This is a genomic window from Pseudoalteromonas sp. NFXS39, from assembly GCF_040148775.1.
Classification (GTDB): domain Bacteria; phylum Pseudomonadota; class Gammaproteobacteria; order Enterobacterales; family Alteromonadaceae; genus Pseudoalteromonas; species Pseudoalteromonas apostichopi.
The window spans coordinates 217,205-229,391 of sequence record NZ_JAGDEC010000002.1 but is presented as its reverse complement, the minus strand read 5'-3'; the positions used below and the strand labels follow the sequence as shown (position 1 = coordinate 229,391).

Below are 12,187 nucleotides of genomic sequence, written 5' to 3'. Positions count from 1 at the left end.
ATGAGGAAACCAACATGAGCATTGATACATTAAATGCGTTACGACACGATATTAATGAAATAGATTCCGACTTACTTGTCTTACTGGCAAAAAGACGTCGTATCAGCCACAGCGTGGTTGAGTACAAGATAGCCAATAACAAACCAATTCGCGATGAGGCTCGCGAACAAGCATTACTCGAAAAACTCATTAGTTATGGAAAATCATTAGGCCTTGATGCGTACTACATTAATAACGTGTTCCAAACCATTCTTGAAGATTCTGTTCTAAACCAACAAGCGATGTTGCAAAAAAACCTTAACCCAGAAGCCATGAGCGAAAGTCATCGTGTTGCTTATTTGGGTGGTCAAGGTTCATACAGTCAATTAGCCTGTCATAAATATTTCAGCCGCCGCCCGGGTAAAGTAATTGAAATGGGTTGTTCTAGCTTTGACCAAATCACCGGTAAAGTAGAAAGTGGCCAAGCTGATTTTGGTTTATTACCCATTGAAAACACCAGTTCTGGTAGTATCAATGAAGTATTCGATTTATTACAGCACGCTCAAGTATCAATTGTTGGTGAAGTGACGCACAGCGTTGAACACTGTTTATTAGCGATGCCTGGTACTGAGTTATCTCATATCAATAAAATATTTGCTCACCCACAGCCTTTTGCTCAATGTAGCCGTTTCATTCAGGGCTTAGGTGACATTCAACATGAAACCTGTGATTCAACTTTCCATGCATTGCAATCAGCAGTTGAAACCGCAAACAGTGCCGCTATCGGCTCTGCACAAGCAGGGAAAAACGTCGGTTTAGAAGTGGTTAAATCAGGCTTGGCCAATCAAAGTGAAAACCATAGCCGCTTCATTGTAGTAGCCCGTAAACCTCTTCAAGTGTCGAAACAAATCCCAACCAAAACGAGTTTAATTATGGCCACCAAGCAACAAGCGGGTTCGTTAGCTGACGCCTTAATGATTTTTAAACATCACAAAATTAACCTTGTAAAACTAGAGTCACGTCCAGTACCTGGAAACCCTTGGGAAGAAGTGTTTTATGTAGATCTCGAAGCAAACCTTGATGACTTACATGTTAAACAGGCACTAGAAGAGCTAAAAGAACATACTCAGTACACCCGTGTACTTGGTTGTTATCAAAGTGAGTCTTTGCAAGCTGTAAGTGTTTAACTGACGATCATTACTGATTAATGAAAGGAGCCGCTTGGCTCCTTTTTCGTATAATTTCATCTTAGATACTTGCACCCACAGCCCCGTCTAAGCATAATCTTGAAAACAATTTCAAATTGGATCATTCATGAATTGGTTAGCAGAATTAGCAACTAAAAGAACACCTTGGTTATTATTAGCATTTATTTCACTAGCGTTTGAAGTCACTGCGTTGTTTTTTCAATACAGCATGGGACTTGAACCATGTATTATGTGCATTTATCAACGTACCGCTGTTTTAGGCTTACTTGCAGCAGGTGTGATTGGAGCGATTAACCCGCAAAATATGGTTGTTCGCCTTGTTGCATTTGCTACTTGGGGTATCTCTGCAATCTGGGGTTACTTTATTGCTAAAGAACACATTGCAATGCAAAACAATACCGACCCTTTTGCATTTAGCTGCGCATTTGAGCCTAATTTCCCAAGCTTTATGCCACTGCATGAATGGATCCCTAGCTTTTTTGCAGCCACTGGCGATTGCGGCAATATTGATTGGCAATTTGCCTCAATGAGTATGCCTGCATGGATGGAGATTATTTTCGCTGCGTTTTCAATAGTCTTTGTAGCCGTTTTATTTAGCCGTTTAGTAACTAAAAAGTCGTTATAATGATTTATTTTTTTACTAGTCAAATCCCTGCTTTAAAAACTTTTAAAGTAAGGCAGCGCCAGCAAATAATTGCACTTGCTCTGGCTCATTTAAGCCCAAGTAAAAAGATTATTTTATCGGTGTGTAAGCTTGCCTTTCTTGCGCCATTATTTTTAGGTTTAGCCTACTTTGAAGGCTGGATGCTGTTACCTTGGTTATTATTAGCAGGCTTAAGTTACCCACTTATCACAACACCTATCGAAAATTTGTTCGCACTAGCGCATTTAGACAAAGCTATCAATGAATTTAAACAGGGCGAATAACGCCCTGTTTAGGGCTTGTTGACCTTTGTGGATTAAAGTTTGTTCACTCTAGGGGCAATTTAATCGCGGCGCGAGATTTGTAACCTAGTGGACTAAGTAAAAATCGAGCAAAGCTACCGCGTTCTGCCCACGCCCTTTAGCTTCATCTATTTAAGTAATAAAAAGATAATCGCCCCTAGGAAGAACCCAAAAGGCAGCGCGTGTTTGGTATGGATGCTGCGTTATCGCCTATTTATGTTGAACAACCACACGACATAGGCTCTGCCTTGCTTAAATACCAAACATACTGCTGCAAAATCAATCACAATAGGTCAACACGCCCTAGTCTTTTAAAGCGTAATTTTCCCCTCAAGTTTAGCAAATACCTTATCGCCTATTCCTTTTACTTCTTTTAATTGCTCTACCGACTTAAACGGACCTTGCTTATTGCGATGCTCAACAATCGCTTTAGCTTTAGACTCACCAATACCCGGTAATTGAGTAAGTTGATCGATGCTAGCTTTGTTAATACTGAGCTTTTGCATTTTAACTTGTTTTGCTTCGGTTGGTTTTACGGCGAATGCCGGTGTTGTAGGCAGTAACGCAATACTCGTGGCAAGTAAAAGACTTGATAGTAATTTCATAATTTCCTCCGTGATGTCCATCTTGGACAGGTAGTTAGCTATTACCCAACACTCACTCCATCGCTTGTGTTTAACTTTGGGTAACAATATAAATAAAGCTAATGCCCCTATTATTGTCAAATTTGTTCCATAAAAAATTTCTTTAGATACTTGCAAAGTAAGGCCCGAAGCATTACTGTATATAAAAACAGTAATCAAAGTGGCGATTTTACGCTGCAAATGCCACGCTTAAATGCAGGAGAAATCATGGCTGTTGTTGTTAAATATGTTGTAGAAAGAAACGGAGTCGAGCGCATGACGTTTACTACTAAGAAAGAAGCTGATGCGTATGACAAAATGCTCGACATTGCTGAGTCATTAGAATTAATGCTTGAAAAAGTTGATGTACCATTAAGCGAGCAACAAATTGAATCACTAGCGCTTGAAATGGCAAAAGAAAAAGACCAATTTATGGCTGTACTTAAAGGTGCAAAAGAGGTTCCTGCGAAGCCTAAAAAAGCAAAATCAGACGATAACGTTGCAGATATAAAAGAAAAAGCTGCAAGCTAAGCATTGGTTATAAAATTAAAAAAGGGCAACAAATGTTGCCCTTTTTTGTGCTTACTCAAAACTAAAGTGATGACTCAACTTCATCAAATAAATCTGTAATTTCTTTTTTCGGCTCAGTCGTCATTAGGCTCACAACAATAATGGCAATCGTTGATAAAATAAAGCCAGGGACAATCTCATAAATAATTGCACTTAGCGATTGGCCATCGATCTTAATTGGCGCGTAAATCCAAAACAGTACTGTTGCAGCACCGACAACCATACCACTGATAGCGCCTTGTAAGTTCATGCGCTTCCAGTAAAGGCTAAGTAGTACTAATGGACCAAATGCAGCACCGAAACCAGCCCATGCATTACTTACTAAATCCAAAATAGAGCTATCGCGGTCATACGCTAGGTAAATAGCAAACAGAGCAACCAAGATAACACTAATACGACCGACTAATACTAGCTCTTTTTGAGAAGCACTTCGGTTTAAATAAATCTTATAGAAGTCTTCTGTTAGAGAGCTTGAACACACTAGTAATTGCGATGAGATGGTACTCATAATCGCAGCTAAAATAGCAGCCAATAAGAAACCAGCAATTAGAGGATGGAAGATAAGTTCAGACAATACCAAGAAAATAGTTTCTTTATCATCAATTGGCATTTGGTTTTCAAGCATATAAGCAGCACCAAATAAACCTGTTAACACAGCACCAATTGCTGAAAGTGTCATCCACGACATCCCCACACGTCGCATAGTTGGCATATCTTTAACTGAACGCACAGACATAAAACGAACAATAATATGCGGCTGTCCAAAATAACCAAGACCCCATGCCATTGCAGAGATAATAGCAATCGTCGAACCACCAGCAAACCAGTCCATCATATTAAGTGCATGAATTTCAGTTTCTTTTGGTGAGCTTAACAATAAATCATAGCGTGCATTGGCGAGTGTATCCATGAATGGTTGATCAAGCATAGTATATGTCGCAATTGGTACTGCAAGCAGCGAGATAAACATGATACAGCCTTGAACAAAGTCTGTAAGGCTTACTGCTAAGAAGCCACCAAACAAGGTATATAACACTACAACGCCAGTTGTGATATACAGACCCATTTCATAGCTCATATTAAATGAGTTTTCGAATAACTTACCACCCGCGACAACACCTGATGAAGTATACAAGGTGAAGAAAACAATGATTACTATCGCAGAAATAACACGCAGTATATTTTTATTATCATCAAAGCGGTTTGCGAAATAATCTGGAATGGTGATTGAGTCATTCGCTTTCTCAGTATAAACACGTAAACGAGGCGCTACCAAGAAATAGTTAGCCCAAGCACCGAGTACTAGACCTATAGCAATCCAAACTTTGCTTAAGCCGAACAGATACATTGCACCTGGTAAGCCCATTAGCAGCCAACCACTCATATCTGATGCACCTGCTGAAAGCGCAGCAACACTTGGTGATAAATTACGACCACCTAGCATATAACCTGATACATCGTCTGTGGATTGCTTATAAGCGTATAGCCCAATCCCCAACATTACGATGAAGTACAATGCTAACGAAATTATCATTCCTGTTTCCAAATTAGCCTCCAATAATTGTTTAATGTTGGCTTTTAATCCGAATAATGACTCGCAAGTTACTTAATTTTAAGACATTATTGGGGTAAAAACCGATATCACTCATGACTATAACATGCTTCTACCCTACAACTCCAATCAAGCCGTTCAGTGGCAGGTTTACAATTACAACCTTTTCATAACAAAAATGTGATATTTAATCGCTAGTTATAGAATTTCATTACAATTTATCCTAGTCTTAGGATCACAGAAAATCAGTATTTATCCTCAAAAATGAATATTTAATTAATGCTATTTTAGGCACGATGACTTATATTGCTCATGGATAAATGAATTAACCGAAGTGGACTTGCTAGGACTATGTATTTTTACGCTGCACGCCAACCTATTTTAGATAAGGAAAAGAAACTTGTCGGCTACGAACTCTTGTTTAGGGATGGCGTAGATAACGTTTTTCCTGATATTGACGGTGATGAAGCGACATCTCGACTCATTGAAGGTAGTCAGTTCAATTTTGGTTTAGAAGATTTAACGGATAACAAACCAGCCTACATTAATTTCACTTTAGAGACACTCCAAAAAGGCTACCCACTTTTACTGGGTAAAGAGCAAGTAGTTGTCGAAATTCTTGAAACGATTCAACCGGGTAAACGTTTACTAGCAATGGTTCAAGATTTAAAAGAGCGCGGATATACGCTTGCCCTTGATGATTACATACACCAACCTGTTTGGCGCCATTTTTATCCGTATATCGATATTATCAAAATTGACTTTTTAACCTGTGATAAAGAGTCTATTGAATCCGTCGTTGAGGCAATCAAACCTCACCCGCACATCAAGTTACTCGCCGAGAAAGTTGAAACATACGAAAAATACCAACTTGCTTTGGACATGGGGTTTAGCTATTTTCAAGGCTTTTTCTTTTCAAAGCCTGAAATGGTGCAAAGTAAAACTTTACCACCTTCTGAGATGGCTCTTGCCGAGCTTTTATACGAAACCTCAAGTATTGATTTAAATCTCAGAAAAATCACCGAGGTATTTGAACGAGACGTTAACTTATCTTACAAGTTGTTACGCTATTCAAACTCAGCAGCTTTCAAACGCAGAGCTGAAATTAGCACGATAAAACAAGCGCTGATTGTTTTAGGCAGTGAAGAAATCAAACGTTTCTTATCACTTTTATTTGCTGCACAAGTTGCGGCAGATAAACCTGCAGAGCTGATACGTTTATCACTAACCCGCGCCCGTTTTGCTGAGTTATTAGCAATAAGCCATGGCAAGTTACGTGATACGGGTATGGCATTTTTAACCGGTATGATGTCGTTAATGGACGCTATCCTCGATGAAGATATGCCAAGCGTAATGGGTAAACTTCCTCTTACAAATGAAATCAAAGGTGCTTTGCTTCATGGTGAAGGATTACTAGCGACTTATTTACGCTTAGTAAAATTTTATGAACAAGCTGAGTGGGATAAAGCAAAGGATATTCAAGAAGAACTCGGTCTTAAACCCGAAGAAGTACCTGATGCTTACCACGATGCATTAAGCTGGTCTAATGAACAAATGGGTGTATTTGGAGATTAACTCCCCCCTTTATAAACATAAAAATGCCAGCAATTGCTGGCATTTTTATTGGTTTGATTTTTTAGGTTAGAGATTTTCTAGGAAATCTTCATCAAAATCATCGGGTTCTTTTTCTACTGGTGGATTACCATCATGTAGCTCATATAATTGACGCTGGAAGTAGATATCCTTCATAAAAATGTAAGGGTCTAACGACTCATTTAATAAGCTCTCTTGCGGCATCAACGAGGCACGTGCTTCAACGGCTTTTAGCGCAAATACCAGAATAGTCTGTGGTGTGGTTAGGGTAATTTCAGGTAGAACGAAGTTATCTACCACATCACCAGTTAGATTTCGTGCTGTACTTGGCCCCATACCTGGGATCATTAAATAAGCACCATCACCGACTCCCCATACACCTAGGGTTTGACCAAAATCTTCATCGACAATTTCTAAACCAAGCGATGAGGCTACATCAAATAAGCCAAGTAGACCTACCGTAGAGTTCACTAGAAAGCGCGCTAAACTAATACCCATATTACCTGGTTTACCCTGCAGACCAGCATTGACCATATCTGTCGGCGCTGTAATGTTATCAGTAAAATTAACAATACTGCGTCTAACAGGGGTTGGTGTCACTGTAACATAACCAACGGCTGCTGGACGAAGAATATAGGCATCAAGCACGTCCATATTAAAATCATACATAGGACGGTTAAACGACTGTAATGGGTCTCGCTCATCCACTTTTTCTTCAGGTATCTGTGCGCATCCTGCAAGTACTAAAAAAAAGATAAAAAATATACTGTGCCTAAACATCGGCTATCCTTACGGTATTAACTCATTAATTAGCAGTGAATATTCTTTAACGTTTGCACGCTCTAAGACATCCGACTTGCCTTCCAACTCGCCGCTTGAAGTTACCACAGTTGCATCTTTTGATAAACGCGCAGTTAAAATAATTTTATCGACACTAGATAGATTCAGACCTTCAACCATCGCATTAGTATCACTTAACATCACTGTTAACGGAAAACTATACTCTGTCATTTTAACTACAGCCAATGGCATTTGCGGGCCACTTGCCGCTTTAGCAAAAATAAACAATGTACCGTTTTGCGGCTGTGAATCGGCAAGTGCAGGGTCTAAATCAACTGTGATGCTAATTTCACTGCTTGTAGCCTCTGCTAATTCAGTCTTTTTGACTTGCTGATCATTACTTAAATGGGCATCGATTTCGGCAATACGCTCTGCAATCATGCTATAACGCGGGTCGCTTTGCTGCATACTTGCAAGCAATACTTCAAATGCTGTTTTAGCTTGAAGCCAATCTTTACGCTCATAAGCAATCAATGCTAATAATGAGATTGCATCAATATTAGTTGGCTCTGCTTTTAGCACTCTTGATAACATAGTCGCTGCTCGAGACATATTCGCATCACTGCCTTCCATTAGCAAAACTTGCGAGTAGCTGATCAGCACTTGTTTGTTATCAGGATTCATTTTAAGCACTTTATCAAATGACTGCATTGCCATATCAAATTCATTTAATGACATAGCAACACGACCTAGTAGCATCCACGCCACTTCATCGTCACCACTTTGATCAAGCTTAGTACGCAGTGCTAAAGCAAAAGCTTGTAGCTCATTCGGTGTTAAAGGCTCACCTTCTTGCATAACGGCACGCTCACCGTATGACTTAAGATTAGCCATCGCGTCATGCCAGCCTTTAATTTGCTGCTGACTACCGGTATAACCATAAAAGATAGCTGTTAAAACAATCAAAAAGCCTGCGCCAGTAAGGGCAAAAATACGGTTATTACCTTTACTGTTCAACGCTTTTTCAGGCGACAACTCATTGAGTAAACGACGTTTTTGTTCGATAACTGACTCATCGTGCATTTGTGCATCAATACGTTGGTTATCGAGCTCAGTTTTAAGTTCATCTAAACGTTGATGATAAATTCGGATTAACTCCGAGTTTGCATTGTGATCAAGACGTTGAATACGCTCACGTTTAAAAAACGGTACGACAACAAATAGCAATGCAATCAGTGTGAGTAAAACAAAAGAAGCCCACATTAATGCCATCTAGCTTTGCTCCTGACGTTGATTTTGTTCAATTAATTTTGCAAGTAATGCTTCGTCTTGCTCTGTCCATGTTTGTTTCACTGATGCCTTGCGTTGGCGTAAAACAATAAAGCCAAAGCCAAGAACCACAATCAATACAGGCAATACCCACAATACCAAGGTTGCTGGTGTGACTGGTGGATCGTAGTGTACGAAGTAACCATAACGGTCAATCATGTAATCAATGACTTCATCTTTGCTTTTGCCATCTTTTACCAGCGCTAACACCTTATCGCGTAAGTCTTTGGCTACAACCGCGTCTGAGTCAGCTATATTTTGGTTTTGACATTTTGGACAGCGCAGCTCTTTGGTTAGCTCACTAAAGCGAACGGCTTGTTCTTTATCATCAAATTGATACTTGTCTTGCTCTGCAAATGCTGTAAACGTGATAAACAAACTTACTAAAAAGATCACGAGTCTCATTACTGTAACTCCTGCATTAACGGTGCGAATTTAGCACGCCATACACGCGGATTAATATCACCTGTATGGTGCAGCAAAATAGTGCCTTGCTTATCGACTAAGAAGGTTTCTGGCGCACCAGAAACCCCTAAATCAAGAGCTAAAGTGCGCTTTAAATCTAAGATATTAAATTGATACGGGTCGCCGGCACGATTAAGCATGCTAGTTACGTCTTCACGTAGTGCGTTAATATCAAACTGACCATCGAAATCAGGGTCATAGCCTTGTTCATAGTATAAACCAACTATCTTAACGCCCTGCTCTCTAAGCTCAGTCAAGTAACCTAACTCAGCTAAACAAGTCGGACACCAAGTACCCCATACATTAAGTAGGTAAACTTCACCTTTTAAATCGGCGTCAGTCCAACGCTTTGACTCATCCATCAAATCTGGCAAGTTAAAAGTAGGCATAGCCTGCCCAATACGCCCTGTTTGTAACTCACGAGGATTAGCAAACAAACCTTGATATAAAAACACACACAGTAAAACGAACACCAATAAAGGTGCTAGTGCGATGAGTTTGCGATTCATACTAAAGCCTCCTGCTTAGTCGACTTCTGGCGATAGCGTTTATCACCAAGCACTAAAAAGCCTGCCAGTGAAATCAAGATACCACCGAGCCACATCCAACGAACATAAGGTTTATGATAAATACGTAACGACCAAGCACCTTGGCTTAATTGCTCACCCAGTGCTAGGTATAAGTCTCGTGTAAAACCGGCATCAACAGCCGCTTCTGTCATAAATTGCATACCAATGTCATAACGACGCTTTTCAGCATGTAAAACGGTCACTTTTTTATCGTTTTTCAGTACAGTGACGACACCTGCATGACCACTATAGTTTGCGCCACGAATTGTTTTAACACCGTCAAATCGGTACTGGTATTCATTTAAAGCCACGGTTTCGCCAGGCTTCATTGATACATCACGCTCAACTGAGTAAGCAGAAGTTAACGTTACACCTGCAATCACGAATGCTAAACCAATGTGACCTAAAACCATCGCCCAGTAACTTAGCCCTAGTCGTTTAAAGCCTTCGCCTAGAGAGCTATGAATAGTCACTTTTGCAGCTAAATCAACAAGAGTGGTAACAAAAATCCATACCGCTAATGCTGTTGCAATAAAAGTAATTGGCGCAATCACGTCGTAGCTTGAATACAACCATGCCGCCGTTGCAACTAAACTTACTGCTGCCGACAGAACAAGTTTATTCTGCAGCATTGACCATTTGTTTTGTTTCCAACGTAACAGTGGACCCATACCCATTAAAATGGCAAATGGCACTAGTAGAATAGCAAACATCTTGTTGAAGAAAGGCTCACCAATCGAAATACTGCCTAAGCCAAGCTCTTTGTGGATCATTGGCAGTAAAGTACCTAGAAGTACAATCAGCGTTGCCACAACTAAAAATATATTGTTTAACCAAAGGGCAACTTCACGTGAGGCAAACTTATAACGGCCCTCACTTTTCACCTGTGAAACACGCAGTGCATACAGCGATAAACCGCCACCCACAACAATGGCTAAGAAAGCTAAAATGAACATACCGCGATTAGGATCTGACGCAAAGGCATGCACAGATACAATAATGCCCGATCGAACAATAAAAGTACCCAGTAAGCTTAGAGAGAATGCCGCAATAGCCAGTAACACTGTCCATGACTTAAATACACCACGTTTTTCTGTGGTTGAGAGTGAGTGTAATAGCGCTGTTGCCACAAGCCATGGCATTAAAGAAGCGTTTTCAACGGGATCCCAGAACCACCAGCCGCCCCAGCCTAGTTCTGAGTATGCCCACCAACTACCGATGGTAATACCTAAAGTTAAAAACCCCCATGCAGCCATAGTCCAAGGACGAGACCACTTGGCCCAAGTATTATCGAGTTTACCAGTAAGTAGCGCAGCGATTGCGAATGAGAAAGACACTGATAGACCTACGTAACCCATATAAAGCAATGGCGGGTGAATAATCATACCTGGGTCTTGCAGTAATGGATTTAAATCGCGACCTTCAACTGGGAAATACGGCAATAGACGTTCAAATGGGCTCGACATTAACAAGGTATACAGCATAAAGCCGACACCTAAAAAGCCTAACACACCAAGCACTCGGGCACGTAAAACCCAAGGCAATGATTGCGAGCGCATAGCAACAACGGCTGTCCAACCTGCTTGCATCACTAACCAAAGTAAAATTGCTCCTTCATGACCACCCCATGTCGAAGTGATTTTGTAGTACCAAGGTAAGGTGCTACTTGAGTGATAAGCAACGTACGATACGGTAAAGTCGTCGGTTAAACTGGCATAAATAAGTGCTGCAAATGATAAAAGTACAAATACGAACTGCCCAATTGCTAATGATGGAGCTGCGCGCATTAAACGTAAATTGCCGGTATGCGCCCCCCACAAAGGAAAAATACACAGTAAAACACTGAGCACCATAGCCAGTGTTAAAGAAAAATAACCGAGTTCTGGGATCATATTAATTACCGTTCTCTAAGTTATACGTCGGTTTTTCGTGTTTAATACCTTTCACTGCTTCTGCAACTTCTGCTGGCATATACTCTTCATCATGCTTTGCAAGAACTTCAAAGGCATCAATTTCATTCGCTTTTACTAACACGCCCTGCGCCACAATCCCTTGGCCTTCACGAAATAAGTCTGGCAAAATCCCTTGATAATTAATGGTCACCATAGGGCCTTTATCTATTAACTTAAAGCTTACCTTTAAGCTTGATTCATCTCGAACAACTGAGCTTGGAACAACCATGCCACCTATACGTAGCTTCTGACCGATGTGCGGTTTTTCTTTATTTGGTCCTTTACCCTCAACAAGTTCACTTGGGGTATAGAATAGATTGATGTTTTCTTGCAGTGCATAAAGCACTAAACCAATGGTTGCACCCACACCAAAAATAATGGCTACAACAGCTAATAAACGTTTTTTACGTCTTGGATTCATTGCCCTGCCTCTTGCTTCGCTTTCTTAATGCGCTCTTCACGTTGTGCTTGCTGCCTAACTGAAGAGAAAATACGCTTTGTATCGTTTAACGAACTAAATAAAATACCGAGTAAAATCAATGCACAGCTGCCAAAAGACAACCACACATAAAAGCCATAGCCACCCATGGCAATAAAATCTGAAAAAGAATCAAACTGCATG

14 protein-coding genes are annotated in these 12,187 nt (G+C 40.4%); 5 read left to right on the top strand and 9 right to left on the bottom strand.

The window, feature by feature from the left end; translation table 11 throughout:
• Positions 1-14: 14 nt before the first annotated feature.
• From J3455_RS04645 to J3455_RS04635, 3 genes are all read left to right on the top strand, one after another.
• On the top strand, positions 15-1,166 hold the full coding sequence (locus J3455_RS04645) for a chorismate mutase (RefSeq protein WP_130052036.1): 1,152 nt from the start codon (positions 15-17) through the stop codon (positions 1,164-1,166).
• A 127-nt stretch (positions 1,167-1,293) separates the two neighbouring features.
• Entirely contained in the window at positions 1,294-1,812 is a 519-nt protein-coding gene (dsbB, locus tag J3455_RS04640) for a disulfide bond formation protein DsbB (protein WP_130052037.1), read from the top strand.
• Positions 1,812-2,114 carry a DUF6170 family protein gene (locus J3455_RS04635; RefSeq protein ID WP_130052038.1) on the top strand — a complete coding sequence of 101 codons (303 nt, stop codon included), beginning with the start codon at positions 1,812-1,814 and terminating at the stop codon, positions 2,112-2,114. The genes dsbB and J3455_RS04635 overlap by 1 nt, the downstream gene beginning before the upstream one ends.
• A 329-nt stretch (positions 2,115-2,443) precedes the next feature.
• Here J3455_RS04635 and J3455_RS04630 read toward each other — a convergent pair whose 3' ends face one another.
• Positions 2,444-2,737 (bottom strand): ComEA family DNA-binding protein, encoded by a 294-nt coding sequence (locus J3455_RS04630; RefSeq protein ID WP_349561220.1) that lies wholly within the window; start codon positions 2,735-2,737, stop codon positions 2,444-2,446.
• A gap of 246 nt (positions 2,738-2,983) precedes the next feature.
• On the opposite strand from J3455_RS04630, the gene J3455_RS04625 reads away from it, so the two are divergent.
• The gene (locus J3455_RS04625; protein ID WP_130052040.1) at positions 2,984-3,286 is read left to right on the top strand and encodes a YebG family protein; all 303 of its coding nucleotides are present in this window, start codon (positions 2,984-2,986) and stop codon (positions 3,284-3,286) included.
• Positions 3,287-3,347: 61 nt separating this feature from the next.
• Here J3455_RS04625 and putP read toward each other — a convergent pair whose 3' ends face one another.
• A complete protein-coding gene (gene putP, locus J3455_RS04620) occupies positions 3,348-4,859 on the bottom strand; it encodes a sodium/proline symporter PutP (RefSeq protein WP_130052041.1) in 1,512 nt (503 codons plus the stop codon).
• 369 nt (positions 4,860-5,228) lie between these two features.
• On the opposite strand from putP, the gene J3455_RS04615 reads away from it, so the two are divergent.
• Positions 5,229-6,452, top strand: coding sequence for an EAL and HDOD domain-containing protein (locus J3455_RS04615; RefSeq protein ID WP_130052042.1), 1,224 nt, complete (start codon positions 5,229-5,231; stop codon positions 6,450-6,452).
• 66 nt (positions 6,453-6,518) lie between these two features.
• Here the strand turns inward: J3455_RS04615 and J3455_RS04610 are convergent, their stop codons facing one another.
• From J3455_RS04610 to ccmD, 7 genes are read right to left on the bottom strand one after another with little or no spacing between them, the layout of a single operon-like run.
• Positions 6,519-7,250, bottom strand: a complete 732-nt coding sequence (locus J3455_RS04610) for an MlaA family lipoprotein (RefSeq protein WP_130052043.1) — start codon at positions 7,248-7,250, stop codon at positions 6,519-6,521.
• Positions 7,251-7,259: 9 nt separating this feature from the next.
• Positions 7,260-8,522 carry a c-type cytochrome biogenesis protein CcmI gene (gene ccmI / locus J3455_RS04605; protein WP_130052044.1) on the bottom strand — a complete coding sequence of 421 codons (1,263 nt, stop codon included), beginning with the start codon at positions 8,520-8,522 and terminating at the stop codon, positions 7,260-7,262.
• On the bottom strand, positions 8,523-8,984 hold the full coding sequence (locus J3455_RS04600) for a cytochrome c-type biogenesis protein (RefSeq protein WP_130052045.1): 462 nt from the start codon (positions 8,982-8,984) through the stop codon (positions 8,523-8,525).
• Positions 8,984-9,553, bottom strand: coding sequence for a DsbE family thiol:disulfide interchange protein (locus tag J3455_RS04595; protein ID WP_130052046.1), 570 nt, complete (start codon positions 9,551-9,553; stop codon positions 8,984-8,986). Before J3455_RS04595 ends, J3455_RS04600 begins: the two co-directional genes overlap by 1 nt.
• Entirely contained in the window at positions 9,550-11,505 is a 1,956-nt protein-coding gene (locus J3455_RS04590) for a heme lyase CcmF/NrfE family subunit (protein WP_178926723.1), read from the bottom strand. Before J3455_RS04590 ends, J3455_RS04595 begins: the two co-directional genes overlap by 4 nt.
• A 1-nt stretch (position 11,506) precedes the next feature.
• Positions 11,507-11,986: a cytochrome c maturation protein CcmE gene (ccmE, locus tag J3455_RS04585; protein WP_349561216.1), complete on the bottom strand. Its 480-nt coding sequence runs from the start codon at positions 11,984-11,986 to the stop codon at positions 11,507-11,509.
• Positions 11,983-12,186, bottom strand: coding sequence for a heme exporter protein CcmD (ccmD, locus tag J3455_RS04580; protein ID WP_167657948.1), 204 nt, complete (start codon positions 12,184-12,186; stop codon positions 11,983-11,985). Before ccmD ends, ccmE begins: the two co-directional genes overlap by 4 nt.
• Position 12,187 lies beyond the last annotated feature (1 nt).